Source organism: Cyclobacterium roseum, assembly GCF_010119225.1.
Lineage (GTDB): Bacteria > Bacteroidota > Bacteroidia > Cytophagales > Cyclobacteriaceae > Cyclobacterium > Cyclobacterium roseum.
On the sequence record NZ_WNKF01000017.1, the window covers coordinates 76,523 to 96,016 of the forward strand.

General features: G+C 44.1%; 14 protein-coding genes. 10 read left to right on the forward strand and 4 right to left on the reverse strand.

Annotated elements, in window-relative coordinates; all coding sequences use genetic code 11:
- Nucleotide 1: 1 nt before the first annotated feature.
- A complete protein-coding gene (locus tag GJQ68_RS19070) occupies nucleotides 2-970 on the reverse strand; it encodes a KpsF/GutQ family sugar-phosphate isomerase (protein WP_162418869.1) in 969 nt (322 codons plus the stop codon).
- 98 nt (nucleotides 971-1,068) lie between these two features.
- On the opposite strand from GJQ68_RS19070, the gene recQ reads away from it, so the two are divergent.
- The 4 genes from recQ to GJQ68_RS19090 are packed head-to-tail and all read left to right on the forward strand — an operon-like array spanning nucleotide 1,069 to nucleotide 6,453.
- Nucleotides 1,069-3,246, forward strand: coding sequence for a DNA helicase RecQ (gene recQ / locus GJQ68_RS19075; protein WP_162418870.1), 2,178 nt, complete (start codon nucleotides 1,069-1,071; stop codon nucleotides 3,244-3,246).
- 11 nt (nucleotides 3,247-3,257) lie between these two features.
- A complete protein-coding gene (purD, locus tag GJQ68_RS19080; protein WP_162418871.1) occupies nucleotides 3,258-4,553 on the forward strand; it encodes a phosphoribosylamine--glycine ligase in 1,296 nt (431 codons plus the stop codon).
- 51 nt (nucleotides 4,554-4,604) lie between these two features.
- Nucleotides 4,605-5,981: a PSP1 domain-containing protein gene (locus GJQ68_RS19085; protein ID WP_162418872.1), complete on the forward strand. Its 1,377-nt coding sequence runs from the start codon at nucleotides 4,605-4,607 to the stop codon at nucleotides 5,979-5,981.
- A complete protein-coding gene (locus GJQ68_RS19090; protein ID WP_162418873.1) occupies nucleotides 5,971-6,453 on the forward strand; it encodes a gliding motility lipoprotein GldH in 483 nt (160 codons plus the stop codon). The genes GJQ68_RS19085 and GJQ68_RS19090 overlap by 11 nt, the downstream gene beginning before the upstream one ends.
- A gap of 65 nt (nucleotides 6,454-6,518) precedes the next feature.
- Here the strand turns inward: GJQ68_RS19090 and GJQ68_RS19095 are convergent, their stop codons facing one another.
- A complete protein-coding gene (locus tag GJQ68_RS19095; RefSeq protein ID WP_162418874.1) occupies nucleotides 6,519-10,517 on the reverse strand; it encodes an AAA domain-containing protein in 3,999 nt (1,332 codons plus the stop codon).
- 6 nt (nucleotides 10,518-10,523) lie between these two features.
- Nucleotides 10,524-11,336, reverse strand: coding sequence for an SDR family oxidoreductase (locus tag GJQ68_RS19100; RefSeq protein ID WP_162418875.1), 813 nt, complete (start codon nucleotides 11,334-11,336; stop codon nucleotides 10,524-10,526).
- A gap of 88 nt (nucleotides 11,337-11,424) precedes the next feature.
- Here GJQ68_RS19100 and rlmD point away from each other — a divergent pair, with 88 nt between their 5' ends.
- The gene (gene rlmD, locus GJQ68_RS19105; RefSeq protein WP_162418876.1) at nucleotides 11,425-12,843 is read left to right on the forward strand and encodes a 23S rRNA (uracil(1939)-C(5))-methyltransferase RlmD; all 1,419 of its coding nucleotides are present in this window, start codon (nucleotides 11,425-11,427) and stop codon (nucleotides 12,841-12,843) included.
- A complete protein-coding gene (locus GJQ68_RS19110) occupies nucleotides 12,833-13,210 on the forward strand; it encodes a hypothetical protein (RefSeq protein WP_162344043.1) in 378 nt (125 codons plus the stop codon). The genes rlmD and GJQ68_RS19110 overlap by 11 nt, the downstream gene beginning before the upstream one ends.
- A 24-nt stretch (nucleotides 13,211-13,234) precedes the next feature.
- Here GJQ68_RS19110 and thiL read toward each other — a convergent pair whose 3' ends face one another.
- A complete protein-coding gene (thiL, locus tag GJQ68_RS19115; RefSeq protein WP_162418877.1) occupies nucleotides 13,235-14,266 on the reverse strand; it encodes a thiamine-phosphate kinase in 1,032 nt (343 codons plus the stop codon).
- A 340-nt stretch (nucleotides 14,267-14,606) separates the two neighbouring features.
- Between thiL and GJQ68_RS19120 the strand changes: the two genes are divergently transcribed.
- The 4 genes from GJQ68_RS19120 (at nucleotide 14,607) to GJQ68_RS19135 (ending at nucleotide 19,403) form a co-directional block, all read left to right on the forward strand.
- Nucleotides 14,607-14,933, forward strand: coding sequence for a HesB/IscA family protein (locus tag GJQ68_RS19120; protein ID WP_162343979.1), 327 nt, complete (start codon nucleotides 14,607-14,609; stop codon nucleotides 14,931-14,933).
- A gap of 148 nt (nucleotides 14,934-15,081) precedes the next feature.
- Nucleotides 15,082-15,765, forward strand: coding sequence for a response regulator transcription factor (locus GJQ68_RS19125; protein WP_162418878.1), 684 nt, complete (start codon nucleotides 15,082-15,084; stop codon nucleotides 15,763-15,765).
- Complete coding sequence (locus tag GJQ68_RS19130) at nucleotides 15,762-17,018, forward strand: sensor histidine kinase (protein ID WP_162418879.1); 1,257 nt, start codon at nucleotides 15,762-15,764, stop codon at nucleotides 17,016-17,018. The genes GJQ68_RS19125 and GJQ68_RS19130 overlap by 4 nt, the downstream gene beginning before the upstream one ends.
- 42 nt (nucleotides 17,019-17,060) lie before the next feature.
- Nucleotides 17,061-19,403: an outer membrane beta-barrel family protein gene (locus tag GJQ68_RS19135; RefSeq protein ID WP_162418880.1), complete on the forward strand. Its 2,343-nt coding sequence runs from the start codon at nucleotides 17,061-17,063 to the stop codon at nucleotides 19,401-19,403.
- Nucleotides 19,404-19,494: the final 91 nt, after the last annotated feature.

The window sequence follows — 19,494 nt, forward strand, 5'->3', positions numbered from 1 at the left end:
ATTATACAATACCTTCCTTCATTAAATCATGTATATGAATGAAGCCAATGACTTCATCACCTTTCGTCACGACCAGCTGCGTGATATTATACGACCGCATCAATCCGAGCGCTTTTACGGCATATTCCTCTTCTCCAATCGTCTTCGGTTCTTTGGACATAATACTTCCCGCAAGGATTCGCGAAAGATCCGGATTCATTTGAAGCATTCTCCTCAAGTCCCCATCTGTAACGATACCTACCAACCGTCCCTGCTTATTCACCACAGCGGTAGCCCCAAGGCGTTTGCTGCTTATTTCAACAATCACTTCTCTAAGAGAAGCATCCTCCGCTACCAGTGGAAGCAGGGACTTGTCCATCAGGTCGCCGACCTTCAGGTACAGCTGTTTGCCCAAGGCTCCTCCAGGATGAAACCGGGCAAAAGATTCGGCCGTAAACCCCCTGGCAGAAAGCAGGCAAACAGCCAGTGCATCCCCCATGGCCATTTGAACCGTGGTGCTGGTGGTCGGTGCCAGATTATTGGGACAGGCTTCCTCCTCGATCCCGGTATATAAAACATAATCTGCCTGTTTTGCCAGGTAACTGTCCCGGTTCCCTACCAACGCTATCAGCTTATTCCCCAGCTGCTTAAGTAAGGGTACCAAGACTTTTATCTCCGGTGTACTTCCACTTTGCGATACGCATATTACAAAATCTTCTTTTTTTATCATACCTAAATCACCATGAATTGCATCGGCTGCATGCATAAACAAAGAAGGAGTCCCTGTAGAATTCAAAGTTGCCACAATTTTATTTGAGACGATGGCACTTTTCCCGATTCCGGTGACCACGACCCTACCGGATGCCTGTAATAAATCTTGCACGCAGGCCTCAAAATCATCCCCAATATGAGGAATCAGATTTAATAGCGCATCGGCTTCGTTTTGAAGCACTTTAATTGCCTTGTTTTTAATATTTTTTAGTAAATTCAATTTTAGAGTTGTTAATTGTTATTTTTGTATAAAGGTAGAAAAGATTTACCTTAAACTTTAATGATTGGCATGTAGCAACTCATTAAACTATTCGTGTAGTGGATAACGCAGTAAAAGATAATCTAAAAAAAATATTCGGTTTCAATCAGTTTCGGGGAAACCAACAACGCATCGTTGAAAACATACTCAAGGGGAATAATACATTTGTAATCATGCCAACAGGAGCGGGGAAATCTCTCTGCTACCAACTGCCCGCTGTTTCCAAAGACGGTACCGCTATCGTCATTTCGCCCTTGATCGCATTGATGAAAAACCAGGTGGATCAACTCAACACCTTTGGTATAAATGCCCACTTTCTTAATTCGACCTTAAGTAAATCAGAATCCAATCGGGTAAAACGTGAAGTCTCTGCGGGGCTTACCAAGTTACTCTATGTGGCACCTGAATCCCTTACAAAGGAAGAAAATGTGCAATTTCTAAAAAGTGCTTCCATCAGTTTTGTCGCGATCGATGAGGCCCATTGCATTTCAGAATGGGGTCATGATTTCAGGCCGGAATACCGAAAAATTAAATCCATCATTTCTCAGATAGGAGATAATTTACCGGTCATTGCGCTGACAGCCACGGCCACGCCTAAGGTTCAGCAGGATATTCAGCGAAACCTTCAAATGGAAGAGGCAGACCTTTTTAAATCTTCCTTCAACCGAACCAACCTGTATTACGAGGTACGGCCGAAAGTGAAAAACGAGGCCAAAAAGGAAATCATTAAATACATCAAATCCCAAAAAGGGAAGTCTGGAATTATTTATTGCCTGAGCCGAAAAAAAGTAACGGAAATTGCCGAGTTATTACAGGTAAATGGAATCAAAGCGTCTCCCTACCACGCTGGTCTGGATGGACATGTGAGGGTAAAAAATCAGGATGATTTTCTTAATGAAGAAGTGGATGTCATTGTTGCGACCATTGCATTCGGTATGGGCATTGATAAACCCGATGTCCGATATGTGATCCACTACGATGTACCCAAATCGCTGGAAGGCTACTACCAGGAAACCGGAAGAGCGGGCAGGGATGGCCTGGAAGGGCATTGCCTCATGTTTTACCGCTATGAGGACATCATGAAGTTGGAGAAATTCAATAAGGATAAACCTGTCAATGAGCGGGAAAACGCAAAAGTACTGCTGCAGGAGATGGCAGCCTATGCCGAAAGTTCAGTTTGCAGACGACGCTTCCTGCTCCACTATTTCGGGGAAACGCTGGATAAAGATTGTGGTTTTTGCGACAATTGTAAAAAAACCAAGGAAACCTTTGATGGACAAGAGGACATCACCATCGCCATTGAAGCCGTAAAGGAAACCAATCAGCGATTTAGCATGGATCATATCGTTGGGCTTATTCGGGGTGAAATTGATGAATACATCAAGAGCTACGATCACGACAAACTTTCCACTTTTGGAGTCGGAAAAGATAAGGATGAGACCCACTGGAAGACGGTCATTCGGCAGGCGATGATTTTTGGATTACTGGAAAAGGATATTGAAAATTACGGCATCATATTGCTTTCCAAAAAGAGTGAGCCCTTTTTAAAAGCCCCTTACCCTGTCAAACTGAGTAAGAACCATAATTTCGAAGAGATGGCAGAAACCGTATCTGCTGAGGAAATGAACAGTATGGGGAAAGCCTATGACGAGAAGCTTTTCGAACTGCTGAAAGCTGAACGGAAAAAGGTGGCAAAAGCCAAAAACCTGCCACCATACGTGGTTTTTCAGGATCCTTCCCTGGAAGAAATGGCGACGGTCTATCCCACGAGTAAAGAAGAACTTGCTCAGATCAATGGCGTGGGGATGGGTAAAGTCACTAAATTCGGGGCCAGTTTTCTACGGCTAATCGAGAATTACGTAGAAGAAAACGAAATCATCACCGCCTCCGATGTGGTGGTAAAAACATCCGGTACCCGATCCAAGGTGAAAATTACGATCATTCAACAAATCGACCGGAAAATAGATTTGGATGAAATCGCTTCTAATTTAAATATCAGCATGGGAGAATTGCTTCATGAGATTGAGCAAATCATCTACAGTGGTACCAAATTGAATATTAATTACTACATACAAAATATCATGGATGACGAGCGAGAAGAAACACTCCATGACTATTTTATGACGGCAGAATCTGATAAAATCCGGGAAGCCATGGCAGAACTGGAGGAGGAAGACTTTTCGGAAGAGGAAGTAAGGGTGTACCGAATAAAATTTATCTCAGATCACGCCAATTAACAGATACTTACATGAACATATTGCTTTTAGGAAGCGGTGGCAGAGAACACGCCTTTGCCTGGAAAATAAATAAAAGTGCACATTGTAAAACGTTATGGATTGCCCCGGGAAATGCGGGAACGCATGCGCTTGGACAAAACATTTCCATAGCAGTCGATGATTTCCCTGCTATCCGTAATTTTTGCCTGGAACAGGAGGTGCACTTATTGGTGGTCGGTCCTGAGCAGCCTTTGGTAAACGGTTTGCGCGACTTTTTGGCTGCAGACCCAAAAACAGCTCGCATCCCCATCGTTGGGCCCGGCAAAGCAGGGGCACAATTGGAAGGAAGCAAAGATTTTTCCAAAGAGTTCATGAGGGAGAACGGTATTCCTACCGCTTCTTATGCCACCTTCACAGAGGATAGCCTGCAAGAGGGAATCAACTACCTGAAAACTCAAAACCTGCCCATAGTTCTCAAAGCCGACGGATTGGCGGCTGGAAAAGGAGTGTTGATATGTGCCAGCCTTCCTGAGGCTGAGGCCAGCTTAAAGGAGATGCTTGTGGGGCATAAATTCGGAGAAGCTTCCTCTAAGGTAGTGGTGGAAACCTTCCTGGAAGGTATTGAACTTTCCGTTTTCGTCGCCACAGATGGGGAAAATTACAAGATTCTTCCGGAAGCTAAAGATTACAAACGCATAGGAGAAAAGGATACCGGTCCCAATACCGGGGGTATGGGGGCCATTAGCCCCGTTCCTTTCGCCGATGCGGATTTTATGAAAAAGGTGGAAGAAAAAGTCGTCCAGCCCACTATCAAGGGACTGAAAAAAGCAGGTATCGATTTCAGAGGATTTCTGTTTATCGGGCTTATGAATATGAAAGGTGAGCCGTACGTCATCGAATACAATGTACGCATGGGCGATCCTGAGACGCAGGCCGTTCTTCCAAGAATCGAAAGTGATTTCGTAGAATTATTACAAGCCATTGCGGAAAAAAAATTAGAACATTATAAACTTCAAACCGCTTCCACCAAAACCGCTACGGTTGTCATGGTGGCTGGCGGATACCCCGAAGCTTACGAAAAGGGTAAAATCATTTCCGGACTGGAAAAACCAGGGCCTGCCCAAACCATTACGTTTCATGCAGGGACGAAAGCTACAGACTCCGGAGTAGTGGCTACGAATGGGGGAAGGGTATTGGGAATAACCGGAGTGGGTGAAAGCACGGAAGAAGCCATTGAAAGCGCCTACGAGCGGGTAAACCAAATTAGTTGGGAAATGGTCAATTTCCGGAAGGATATCGGACAGGACATTCTGGAACTCGGAAATTGAATTGACTCCCTATTTTCACGAGGAGGAAACTCCCTATAAATAGATAGAATTATGTCAGGATGCACCAATTGCAGTACCGATGCCAATGCCGTTGGCGGATGCCAGAATAACGGAAGCTGTGGTACGGAGGATTGCAATAAAATGAATACGTTCGACTGGCTTTCTCACATGGGAATACCAGAAGTAGATAAATTCGATGTTGTCGAAGTAAAATTTAAAGGAGGAAGAAAGGACTATTTTAGAAACACCAACCTTTTGCCGCTGACTACGGGTGACCCCGTTGTCGTGGACGTTCCGAACGGACATCACATCGGCTATGTATCCCTGCAGGGCGAGCTCGTCCGGCTGCAGATGCAAAAAAGGAAGGTCAAAAATGACGATACCATCACCGGCATCTACCGGATAGCCACCCAAAAAGACCTGGAAAAATGGCAGGAAGCAAAAAACAGGGAAATCCCCACCATCTACAGGAGTAAGCAGATTATCGATGAAATCAAGCTTGCCATGAAGCTTTCCGATGTGGAGTACCAGGCAGATAATTCCAAGGCTACTTTCTATTATTCTGCTGATGACCGGGTTGATTTCCGTGAATTGATAAAATTGCTGGCATCCGAATTTAAAATCCGGGTCGAAATGCGGCAAATAAGCCTTCGGCAAGAGGCTGGCAGATTGGGAGGGATCGGTGTCTGCGGCAGGGAACTATGTTGCTCTACCTGGATCCATGATTTCAAAAGCGTAACGACTTCTGCGGCCCGGTACCAAAACCTGTCGCTAAACCCCAGCAAACTTTCCGGACAGTGTGGCCGGTTAAAATGCTGTCTTAATTTTGAGCTGGATAGCTATTTGATGGCCTTGAAGGATATTCCTAAAATTGAGAAGCCCCTGCTCACCGAAGCAGGTCCCGCCAAACTCCAAAAAACAGATATCTTCAGAAGGTTAATGTGGTTTAGTTATAACGACGACAATAACTGGCATTCCATAGACTGTGATCGCGTACAGCTAATCCTAGAACAAAACGAAAAGGGGATTACGCCCTTTAGCCTAAAACAAGATAAGGCATTTGAGGGAGAATATGATCAAAATAAAACCAATGAAGATCTAGAGTTATTAGACAAAAAATTCTCCCAGGGCAAAAGAAAAAAGAAACGAAAACCGAAAAACCGAAAACCCAACCCCAACAACCCGCAACAGTCGGCCGGAGAGGGAGGGGCTCCACCGAACAAGCCCCGTCGAAACAATCGAAACCCGAAGCGCGGAAATAAAAATCGAAATTCCCCGGAAAACCCTTCACAATCTCAGGAAAAACCGGGAAGCTCTGATTCAAAAGTAGCCGGTAATAACCCGCGTAATCGAAGAAGAAAACCAAATCCTAACCGAAACAAGGGAGGACAAAACAACCCTAACAAAGGGGCTGCTGATGATAAGTAACGAAAGGAGGCAAATCCTGTGGATTTTACTTTGGACCCTACCGGTCTCAATTGGCTGCAATCAGGACAGACTCTACGAGTCATTTCAGGATATTAGCTCGCAGCATTGGATAGTGACGGATACCCTATCGTTTGAAGTGGATTCCCTGGAAACAATCGCTCCCGTCACCACCTCGGTAGGAATACGGTACAACGACACCTATGAATACCATAACCTTTACGTCAGGTACCTTCTCAAAGATAGCCTTCAAACGGTTCTTATTGACTCACTGTTAAATGTAGGACTGTTTGACTCCAAAACGGGGGTTCCGCTGGGGAAAGGATTTGGAAACAGAAGGACCGTATACGACACCCTTCCCGGAAAGGAGGTTCCCATCGGATCTAGCATCCATCTAATCCAGTATATGAGAAAAGATTCTCTAAGAGGGATAGAATCGGTTGGAATAAAAATAACTGGAGGAACAGCCCAGTAGTAAAACCCTGGATTCGGGAAAACCAAGAGATCCCTCCAAGCCATGACAGTGGAGTGATTTCCGTATCAGCTGGAAGCGTCTTCCCCGGAGAAACTCCCTTGAGAAATTTTGGTCTGCAATAAATCCTCCTTATCCAACCAATATTGCCGGCTGAAAAGAAATACGATATTCCAGTTCCGGGAAGTCAATAGCTGGGGATGGTATACAAAGGCTTCCTTAGCAGACTTTGAAGAAAAGAAGCGCTGGTCATCCGTGAGAATAGCTGCTACTGCTTTTTGGCCTTCCCGGACCTCGAGGTCCATCACCCGCAGGTAGGGGTTTTCCCCCACTTCATGATTTCCATAGGTTCCCATAAGTCGATCCTTCAATGACCAACCGCGGTTATAACCCGGCACTTGTAGTGTGGTTTCCGGCATTTCTCCCTCTTGAATGGCACCGGCATAGCGGATGTATTCCCGAAGCAATCGGATACCCGGGTTTTGCAATTGGCGTTCATTGAAGTATCCGGTTCGTAGGCTGGTAATCAGGATATTTTCCTTTCTAGCTCTTGTAATGGCAACATTAAGCCTGTTTTCTCCTCCTTTTCTGGACAGTAGTCCAAAATTGGCGGTGAATTTTCCCTCGGGATTTTTTGCATAGCCGGTAGAAAAAATGACTCGGTCAAATTCATCTCCCTGCACATTCTCTATATTTTTTACCCGTATCCGCGAAGCATCTGAGAGGTTTTCATCCCCTTCAATCAATCCAATAATCAAAAGCATCTGATAGTAATTGAACGTAATTATCCCAATGCTATCCAATGGAAATTTGGCCCTCAAAATATGAATCTGATTCAGTACTTCCTCCGCCTCTGCACGATTAGTCTGATTTTCCCATACACCATCGACTTGCGTCAGTTGAATGCCCTTGTGACCGCTGTTTATCACCTTTCTATCGGGCAACATGTAGAGTTTCTCATCATAAAAGTGCTCATTGGAAAAATGAATCAACGGCAAAGTCGCACTACGGTAGTGGGTGCTTAAATGAAAGGTAGGGAAATACTTGGAGGCCATGTCCAGCAGCGCATCAATTTCCAATTCCATGCTTTCCTCATCCTCCGATTGGAATCGGGTCTGGTAAAGGTCGTAGGGCTGCAGCTGATGCCGATCACCCGCTACGACTACTTGCTTGCCACGAAGCATCATCGGAAGTCCTCTTTCGAAATAACACTGGCTAGCCTCGTCAAAAATCACCAGGTCAAATTCCTGATCCAGGGGAAAAAGGGCCGATGCCGTTTCCGGAGAAGCCAGCCAACAGGGCACCAGTCTGAAAATTTCGTCCCGATAATACGAAACTAATTTCTTTACGGACCAAATCTGCCTTTTTTTGCCCACCTGGTGGGCCAGCTCTCTGTAGGTAATAAGGTTATTCAGGCGATTATATTCCAGATGCTGACAAACCCCTTCTCGCAGACGCAATTCCACGATAAACCTCGCGGTTTTTAGCTTTTCCTCCACCGAATGCTCAAAATCAGTAATATAGCTCTTAATCTGAGGACCATTTATTTCCTTCAATACCGGGTACTTTGCTTCCAGATGCCCTACCCAACTTACTTTGAGACTGGAAAGAAAGAGGGATTTTAGCTCACTAAATTCGCCCTGAGGATACTCATCCATGATTTTCTCGGCTACTTTTTTAGCATCTTCTTCCATCTGACTCCTTAGCCGGTCAAATCGGATCAATTCATCCACGTCTTTGGCAAGACCTTCCTTTACCTCATTAAGTTTTTCCTCATCTGCTGAACTCAATAAATGCTTGATCTGGATTTCACTAAGGTACTTTCTCCAGGTATCAAAATGTGCCTCCACCCAATCGTTGATTACCGTTACTCCCTCTAACAGATTTTGAAAATGAGAATACGAAAATTGCGGTTTAAAAAAGTAAGATGCCAACACCCCTAACTCCTGCATGATAAAACGGGCGTTCATTGCTTTCACCAGTACGGTCGCCATTTGGTTAAAAGAATGGATGGAAAAAGGCTTTTCCGGAAGCTTAATCCATGACTTTTGTGCCAGCAAGGTGTATTGATGATTCAGATTCATCCGGTTCTCCAGTTTGTGAATCAAAAGCCTGATATCTCCCTTTTCCCGTTTCAGGTCATTTTTTTCTAGCAGCGAAAGTACCTCTTTGTATTTTTTCCCATCCAGACTTACCGCCATCCTGCCATACCAGGATTCTACCTGTTTGCTTGCCTGGACCGCTTTATTTAGCACTTCCTCCACTTCGTTGTCTCCGATTTCCCATTCCACTCCCTCCTCTGAAAGTAGCTTGCGAACCATATCCACTTTATTTTCCAACCACAACCTGTCCAGCTCGGCCGGGTCTTTGCTCATGAAGACTTTAAATTTTTCAAAAATCTCCGGACTGTTGATGGTTTTCATTAAGGTTTCAATCTTTTCTTTTTGCTGAAAAGATTGATAAATAAGGCCGTATTCAAACGTATCAGCGAGCATGGAATCCAGGTCTTTTTTGGCCGTCTGTTTTACTGACGAGAGTTCCTGAAAAGTCCCGGAGACTCCCCGCACGGCCTCAGGGCCCATATCAGCGAAATTAACCCGGTGTAGCCAGAAAGAAGAAGCGACCTGAAATTTTTGGTAGTAGTATTGGTACTGTTCGAAATCACTCAAAAACGCATCCTGTTCATCCAGCTTGAAAAACCTGTAAAACTGGGTCAAATCTATTCCTTCCTCGCCAAAATCAGAGGTCAGGTACAGTTCTTTAACCGGAGCACCACAATCTTTCAGGTCAAAAAGTGCCTGTTTGTATTCGTCAAAAAAATCGGAATATTTCTCGATATTCCGGCACATTTGGCTAAATGTTCGTTCCAACTGTATGGCATCAAGTGACCGGTTTAAGGCCTGGTAATTTTCAAGCGAGCTGATCTGATGGGCAATTTTCTTATAAAGTTCTTTTCGGTCTCCGCGGTAATCATGGATCAAAGCAGTAAAATTAGCCATTCCCTGGGATGCCAACCTTTCATAGACCACATCTAATGCGGCTCGTTTTTGAGAAACCACCAGCACTTTTTTCCCCCGGGAGGTAAAGTCTGCTACCAGGTTACAGATAAGTTGTGATTTGCCGGTACCCGGAGGGCCTTGGACCACACAGGAATTTCCGGATTTCACATGCTTGATCACTTCTTCCTGGCTGGCATCCATGGGGAAGGTGGTGTACAAGTTGTTTTCCTGTGCTTGATGCAGGGAACTTTCCTGGTTCCCGAATTTGTCGGAAAATAATTCCTCCAAATCCGTCTGACCGACGCTTCGCATCAACTGCTCATAATCGTCCATCAAAAAAGAACTTTTTTGTGAGAACTGTCCTACTACGGCGTAAGGTTGAAGATGAAGAATTCCCGTGTCAAACGTTTCCTCAAAAAACTCTCGGTTTTGGTCGGGAAAAAACGCCAATTTATCCTGATAGATTTCGCGATTGAAGTTTAATTCTACCTGATTTTTCAGGTAGTGATAAAGATCCGTCCGAAAACCCATGGGGTCCTTGCTAAAATCTTCCATGGAAAGCTCCAGCCATTCCTTGTCAAACGGCTTGCCAAGTGACTGGCTGTAAGCCAAGAGGAAAGAAGGGTTCAGAAAGGGTAATTCTCCGACGCTCTTCTTCAGGTACCAGGTTTTATCTTCCAGCACCAAATCGACCGGAAAAAAAATCAAGGGGCAGCGGATCAATTGCTCATTTCCCAATTTTCCTTCCACAAAAGGCCAACCAACGAACAGGCTTTTTTCGCCTGTTTCCTCGACCGCAAAGCGAACCTGATGCTGTAAGCGCTTTAAGCGAAGCGAAAGCTGGTTAACGTTTTTATCTCTTGAGTCCAATACCTGAATCAGCGGTATGCTTCGCTTCCTGCCAAGCAACTCAGTGATATAAAAGAAGGAAGGATGATTATTCAAAAAATGAAAATCCTTCAGGTCAATCATCTGATACTGGATGATTTTAGGAAGAAAGATAGACCGATTGTTTGATGAGAGATCAACCAAACGGTTCAGGTATACCTTAAAAACATCCTTTAGCATCTCCTTTTATTTGAAGGGTGAATCCTTTTCCTTTGCCATGTGATTGTACACCACCTGATCCATGATTCCAGGTACCCATTTATTCAAAAATGAAGCCAGTTTTCCTTGCCGGGTGAGCACCAAATCTCTTTTTCTTTTGATCAACGCTCTCAAAATGGACTCGGCCACCTGCTCGGCCGTCATCATTTTGGCTTCATCCCTGGGAGATTCTTTCTGAGGACTTCCATCTGCCGTAAGGGCGTTGTTACGGATATTGGAAGCGGTGAAGCCGGGACAAACGACCAAAACATGGACGCCTAATTTCATTACTTCTGTTCGCAAAGATTCAAAGAAGCCATTCATAGCAAATTTACTAGCCGTATATGCTGTCCTTGCGGGTGTACCTCTGAATCCATTGATGGACGACACACCAATAATTGCCCCCTTATTCCGGATGATTTCTTCCATACAGAATTTAGTGGCATAAACAGTTCCCCAAAAATTGATGTCCATCACCTGGTGAAAAACCTTTAAGTCCAAATCCCTGAAAAGGGCCCGCATGCTGATCCCGGCATTGTTGATCAATACATCCACTCCCCCAAATTTTTGACAGACCTCTTGTACCATTTGCTCGTTTTGAGCTGGGTCTCCGGCATCGCAGACCGCTCCGGCGCAGGTAATGCCTTCTTTCTGAAGCATTACCAGGGTAGCATCTAATTTAACCTGACTTCGGCCGGTGATCCATATTCGGGCACCTGCTTTACCAAAAGTCCGGGCACAAGCAGTACCAATTCCTGAAGTAGCACCCGTAATGACGACCACTTTATTTTTTACATCCATTAAATTTATGTTTCAAGTTACTCAAAAAGATGAAAGCAAGCGATCCAAAGTAAATCCCTTTGATCGAAATTGACTAATTTTGCAACCTATGTCAAGGAAAATGAAAAATAAGGTTCTTCATAACCTTAAAATAGAGCGAATAGCGACAGAAGGAAAATGTGTCGGACATCATGAGGGAAAAGTGGTATTTGTGAGCAATGTGGCACCCGGCGACCTGGTGGATGCCCGGGTAACCCGCGGAAGAAGTAGTTTTATGGAAGCTGAAGCCATAGCGATACACGAACATTCTCCAGACAGGGTCATTCCTTTTTGTGAGCATTTTGGCACTTGTGGAGGCTGTAAATGGCAACATATTTCGTACGAACTCCAAATGGCTTACAAACGACAGCAGGTGGTGGACCAATTCCAACGCATAGCAAAAGTTCCCTTGCCGGAGGTAATGCCCATTATTGGTGCCGGGAACACCCGCTATTACCGGAATAAGCTGGACTTTACTTTTTCCAACAACCGTTGGCTGACCCGCGAAGAAATCGATTCGGGAGAGGATTTTGAACGAAACGCCCTGGGTTTCCACATTCCCAAGCGATTTGACAAGATCGTCGATATAAAACATTGCTATCTGCAGGGATCGCTTTCAAATGAAATCCGAAATGGCCTGAGGGAATTCGCCTTGGCGGAAAACCTTTCTTTTTATGACATTATTGGTCAGACAGGTCTTTTAAGAAATCTCATCATTCGTACGGCACAGGAAGACCAGGTGATGGTTATTGTTCAGTTTGGCGAGGATGACCCGGATGGAATCGAAAAAGTCATGCGCTTTTTAAAAGAAAATATTCCAGGGATTACCTCTTTATTGTACATCGTCAATCTTAAGAAAAACGAAACTTTTCAGGACTTGGATGTACATGTGTACGCTGGGAAAGACCATATCGAAGAAACCATGGAGGGGCTTCGGTTTAAAATCGGGCCAAAATCGTTCTACCAGACCAACTCACAGCAGGCTTATCGTTTATACCAGGTTGCCCGGGAATTTGCTGGATTGACGGGTGAGGAAACGGTTTACGATCTATATACCGGAACAGGCACCATTGCCAATTTTGTTGCCGGAAATGCGCAGCAGGTCATCGGCATTGAATACGTGGAACCTGCGATAGCCGATGCGAAAGAAAATGCCCTGCTCAATGGCATCACCAATACGCTGTTCTATGCTGGCGATATGAAAGCGGTTCTTAACGAATCTTTTGTAAGCCAATATCAGAAACCGGATGTGGTCATTACCGACCCGCCCCGGGCAGGAATGCACGAGGACGTGGTCGAAATGCTGCTTCATTTGGAAGCAACGAAAATTGTATACGTGAGCTGCAATCCGGCAACTCAGGCAAGGGACGTAGCCCTGCTTTCCGCCAAGTATCATGTAAAACGGATTCAACCGGTAGACATGTTTCCGCAAACCTATCATGTAGAAAACGTAGTATTACTAGAATTAAAAAGCAATGATGATCAGTAACGATAACGATCCGGAACTCAATGGGAAGTATCTCGGAACCATCAGCAGTGATTTTATCAAAATCTGTGAGAATTTGAAAGAAGCTTCCTACCAGGTGAGAAAAAGGGGCTTTTCTGAATACCCCATTTTCCCGATCAGCAAGGAAGAACAACCCATTGGGCAGCTTTTTCTCAGTAACAGGGAAAAGCCCATCGATTGGAATTATTACATTACCTATCTGGATGAGTTTATCCAACGAAAATTGATCCAAGAGGATGCTTTGGAACAGTTTAAAGCCACCTACAAGGACCCCGATGAGTTTTGCTGCCTGTTCGTGGTTGATGAGACCTTCACCAATTTTCTGTACATCCCTTACCCTAACGAATGACTTCCATTCGATAGGTTATACGGCTCAAAAATGCTTCCAACCCTGTGCTTTTAGTGCCACAGCCGTTTGGTTTTTCGTAATTAAGAGTTTGCCCTCATCGGGAGCCGTCACATGGCCTATAAAGTGGATATCCGGATGCTTCTCCAATTTGGGGAAGTCTTTCTGATCAATCGTAAACAGGAGTTCATAATCCTCTCCCCCATTTAGCACGCAAGTAATGGGATCCAGGTTAAACTCCAGGGCGGTATCGTAGGTCTGCTTATCCATCGGCAGCTTATCTTCATATATGGCCACCCCTACATCCGATGCCTTGCAAATGTGAAACAGTTCGGAAGCCAACCCGTCGGAGATATCCATCATGCTGCTGGGCACCAGACCCAGTTCACGCAGTTCGTGAATGATATCCATTCGGGCATCCGGTTTCAATTGCCTGCCGGTAATGTACGGGTAGGCATCCAGTTTGGGCTGCATATTGGGGTCTGATAAGAAAACCTGCTTTTCTCTTTCCAATACCTGAAGCCCCATAAATGCCCCTCCCAAATCACCGGTGACACAAATGATGTCGTTAACCTTTGCGCCTGACCTATAACTAATTTGCTCTTTTTTAGCTTCCCCTATAGCGGTAATGCTGATGACCAGCCCTGATCTGGAAGCGGTGGTATCTCCTCCTACTACATCGATGTTGTAATGTTCGGCCGCCAGATTAACGCCCTCGTAGAAGGTTTCCACTGCCTCCACCGAAAACCGGTTAGAAAGGGCTATACTAATGGTGACTTGGGTGGGAATGGCATTCATGGCCGCTACATCACTGACATTTACGGCCACTGCCTTAAAGCCAAGGTGCTTGAGCGGAATATAGGACAAGTCAAAATGGACTCCCTCCAGGAGCATGTCCGTAGTCACCACACGAACCAAATCCGTTGGACCCAATACCGCCGCATCGTCCCCAATGCCTTTTAGTGACCCGGGGTGTTTTAAAGTAGTGTTTTTACGGATTAAATCAATTAATCCAAATTCCCCGATTGTCTCTATCTCCGTTCTTTGTTCTTTATCCATACAGTCTTATTGCTGACCTGCTGATTTAAATACCTCAGCCTAATTTTCAAAACGTAAAAATACGATTAATTTGCAGTGGAACCAACGATGCCAGTACATCTTAATTTCGGGATTATGTGATAAGGGTTTCAAATCGCTTTCTTCCGGTCATCAAATCCGGTAGCTGCGTCTCCGGATTTACAGGGCTGTGCCTTCTCCCCTACCAGCTAAAATGACAATCAGAGCGATTCACATTGTATCCGGATTTTATTACCTTTGTAATGGACCGTGATGGAATTAATTTTGGGCTCACTCGGTTTACTATAATTAAATGAGCACGCCAATTTAAATTTGAAAAGAGATGATCATCGTTTCAGAAAAAGCCAGGGATCGAATCCTAGAATTGAAGCAGGAAGAGAATAGAAAAGAGGAAGAAAATATCCGGGTTTCTGTGAAAGGAGGCGGCTGTTCGGGACTCATGTACGACTTGGGTTTTGACGGCAGTACTTCAGAAACAGACCATGTATTCGAAGATAATGGTGTAAAGATTATTGTAGACAGGAAGAGTTTACTTTACCTGGCGGGAACTACCTTGGAATTTACTGACGGTTTGAATGGAAAAGGATTTCAATTTGTAAATCCCAATGCCTCCAGAACCTGCGGTTGCGGGGAAAGTTTCTCCATTTAGGCCAGCATAACCAGTAGCCATTAATCCCAAAACAGGAGGACACCTCTTCTTGTTTTGGGATTTTTTATTGCTATTATCCAACATTATATACCTATGAAAGCATTATTCACTTCAAATTTGCTTCAAAAAGGAACACGAAATTCGATCGATGAAAATTCTGCTTATTGAGGATCAATTAGAGCTCTCGAATAATATTCGGGAATTTCTGGAATCCGAAGGGATTGTATGCGAGTCCTGCGATAATTGTTTCGATGCTCAGGACAGACTACTCGTTTACCCCTACGACTGTATTATACTGGACATCATGCTTCCGGATGGAAATGGACTGGACCTGATTGATTTTATTAAAAAAAATCAAGATAGTAGTAATATTTTAATCATTTCGGCCAAAAATTCCCTCCAAGATAAATTGGACGGACTCGATTTAGGTGCAGATGATTACATGACAAAGCCCTTTCATTTGGCTGAGCTACATGCTCGCTTAAAGGTACTGTACAGAAGAAATCAACTCGGGGGCTCGGATAAATTGATTTTTAATGAAATTCAGGTTAACCCTGAAAATTTGGAAGTGACTGTAAATCAAAACCTCCTTGATCTCACCAAAAAAGAATTTGACTTGTTGGTGTTTTTCCTTACCAACAAAAACCGTGTACTGGGAAGGCAGGCCATTGTCCAGCACCTATGGGGGGATTATACCGATGACCTGGCCAATTTTGATTTTGTATACCAGCACATAAAAAACCTCCGGAAAAAAATCTGCCAGGCGGGCGGTACCGATTACATCGAAACCGTCTATGGCATCGGCTATAAGTTTAATACGGCGAAAGAATGAAGTTAATTAACCAGTTTACCATATGGTATTTAGGAATATCGGTTATTGTGTTTTTAATCGGGGGAATACTTATTTTTTATAAACTGGAGTCGGAGATTGACTTTGAGCAAGGCAGGGAACTGGAAAGACACCTCGATCGCTATGCGCGGAAAATGGAATCCATGGATAACCCTTCCCGTCTGAGTAAGGAAAGGCTTGAAATTAAGGAACTTCCATCGGACCAAGCACTGATTCCCTTTCAATTGGGTGACACGCTGGCTTGGCACCAACCTTTGGAACAGGTGGAACGTCAAGTTAAAGCAGGTAGGTCCTACCTGATAAATGGTAAGCATTACTACATGTCTATGTACGACATCATGATTGAGTCTGATGATATTACAGAGACCGTTGTACAAACCATGGTTGCCATATTTATATTACTTTTGATCTTTATTGCCGTTACCAGCAGGCTGGTTTCCAAAAAAATCCTACAACCCTTTCATTCCAGCTTAACTAAAATTAGAGAATTTACTTTTAAAGAGAATCAACCGCTGGTTTTTGAACCAAGCCGAATAGAGGAATTTGAAAAATTGCATGCGTTTCTAAATAGAATGTCTGAACGCATGCTGGGTGATTATAAGATTGTGAAGGAATTTTCAGAGAACCTTTCGCATGAGATACAAACCCCCATCGCGATTACATCCGGTAAGCTAGAGCTCTTGCTGAATAGCCCCATTACCGACCAACAAGCTAGATGGATAGCAGCGGCTTACCAATCCACTCAAAAGATGAGTAAAATTGTAAATTCGTTAGCCACCTTAGCCAAATTGGAAAACCAGGAGTTTGAAGGGAACCAGCTCGTGGATTTATCTGGTTTGCTAAAAAATTCCATTGCTGGGTATGAAGAATTGGTAGCTATAAAAAACATCTCCCTTCATCACCAAATAGAACCGGGCATCAAAATCGAAATGCACCCAAACATGGCCGAGATGCTGATCGAAAACCTGCTCAGCAATGCCATTAAGCACAATGAAAAGCCGGGTTATATAAAGATTGAAGCAACACCTAAGCAGCTGAATTTCAGAAACAAAGGAGAAAAACCCAAAGCCAACGTTTCTGAATATTTGGATAGGTTCAAAAAAGGAAACCCAAACAGTGAGTCCATTGGCTTGGGATTATCGATTATCCAACAAATTTGCAGGATTCATGGTTTTATCCTCGACTATCAATTTATTGACGAAGAACATCGGGTAAGCATTCAACTTCAAAATTGAATCAGATTGTCTGCTTATACTTGTATCATAACAGTAACAACCATGAAACTAAACCAACTATATCATCTAAGTTTCTGTATCCTTTTCCTGGCTCTTGCCGGGAAAGGGTATGGACAAACCGGGGAATTCTCGGTAAGGGGAAGTCTGATAGACGGGGGGACTAATGATCCGCTTTCCTTTGTACAAGTTGCCCTCTACAAACCGGGTGAAGAACGACCACTCACCTTTTCCGACTCCAACGATGAAGGGAAATTTACACTACGTGCCCCAACCGGAGACTACATTCTTCGTTTTTTTCTAATTGGATTCGACGAAAAAGAGATCGCAATTAATCTCCAACAAAATCGGGTATTGGAACCGATCGAATTGATTCCGGAAAACCAAGACCTGGAAGAGGTAGTCGTCCAATCGTCCAAGTTTCCGATTCGATCCGATGCAGAGGGGCTTACCATCAACCCCAGCCAAAATTTGTCCAACTTAGGAGGCACCCTGCTGGATATTCTTAGAAATACCCCATCAGTCAGTGTCTCGGAGGATGGAGCCATCACCCTGAGAGGAAGCTCAGGGACAAATGTCCTGATCAATGGCAGAAATTCCTCACTTACTCAAAACCTGGATCAAATCCCCGCCAGTGCAATCGAGCAGATAAAAATTATCAATAATCCCAATGCCAGGTATGATGCGGAAGCAGAGGCCGGGGTAATTGATATCATTTTGAAGAAGGGTCAAAGCCTAGGCACTCATGGAAATGGGGAGTTAACCTATGGCACCAGAGGGAGAATGAATGCGGGAGTCAATATCAATCACCGCACGCTGAAGTACAATGTTTTTGGCGGTTACAACTTCCGAAGGTGGCGTTCTATTGGGGAGCGGCGAACCGAACGGGAAATATTTGAGGACGGCGAAATACTCGATCAAAACACCAATTCTACGAGTGAAAACCTCGGTCATAATCTCAATTTTGGAGGCGATTATTACTTTGGAAATAACATCATCAGTTACGAGGGCTTTTTTCAGTCCAGTGACGATAGTCAGGTAAATACCTTATACGCTGATCTGAGGGATGTTGAATCCAACGATCTGGTGCTGGAATATGTTCGAAGAAACCGGGAAACCGAGGCGGATGATGGCATAGACAACGCCTTGATCTATGAACGAACCTTTGACAGTCCCGACAAGAGTTTCAAAGTAATCGCAAGCAATTCCTATCGAAATCAATATAAAATTCAGAGAATTGATATCTTCAGGAATAGCTCGGAGCCCCTGGACGAAAATCTAAATGGTAGAGAACGGGCATTCACAGATGAAAAACGATACACAACCGTCATTCAGACGGATTATACCACTCCACTTGCTTCGGGAGCAAAGGTAGAGGCAGGGCTGAAGTCCACCATTCGGAAATTTGATAACGATTACATTTATACCCGCTTTGAAGAAAACATCCAGGACTTTGTTCCCGATCCGGATGTAAGTAATCGCTTTGTTTACAACGATCAGATTCACGCTGGCTATTTGATTTACTCGGGCTCGTCAAAGCGTTTTGAATACACCGCAGGTTTACGGGGGGAATATACCTATGTAGATACCTATTTGGCCAATACAGGGGAATCAAATCAGCAGAACTATTTTAATTTGTTCCCCAGTTTGCAAACCTTGTATAAGTTAAATGAAGAGAATTCCTTGAAATTCTCGTATAGCAGAAGAATAGACCGGCCCACTTCCTGGAGGCTAAATCCCTTTCCGGATATCACTGACTCCCTAAGTGTGCGCCGTGGAAACCCCAATTTGCAGCCCGAAATGATCCATTCACTGGAATTCGGGCACCTGGCCAACTTTGAAAATTCTAGCCTAACGACCAATCTGTTTTACCGGCACGTGGATGGGCAGTTAGATTTTGTTACCATTATCGAAAACGGAATCTCTTATTCCCAACCCGCAAACCTTAATACGGCAGAATCATATGGGGTGGAGTTTATTGGTATTACAGATATAAGCCCATGGTGGAACGTCAATGGAAGTGTGACTGCTTTTCGGATACGGGTAGATGGCTCGAACATCGGGGAGGAATTTGTGAACCAGGGCTTTGCCTGGAATTCCAAGTTAATGAACAGCTTCGAGCTTCCCAAAGGATTTAGCCTTCAGCTTGTAGGTAATTACGAATCCGCCGAAATAGAGGCACAGGGTAAGGATCTGTCACAATATTACATGGACGTAAACGTTCAAAAAAGCTTTTGGGAGAATAAAGGAGCCCTTTCAATAAGCCTTCGGGACGTATTTGATACACGAAGGTTTGCAGGAAATAGCCTAACCAACACGTTCCGACAAACCTTTTATGCCAAAAGAGAAACCCGTTTTGTCATGGTAAGCGGCAGGTACAGATTTTAAAATATTTGGGTTAAATTAATGGATGGAAATCCGGGTTTCAGAGAAGCTCGGTTTTTTTTGTTTATGGCAAAAACAAAACTAATGTCTTGAA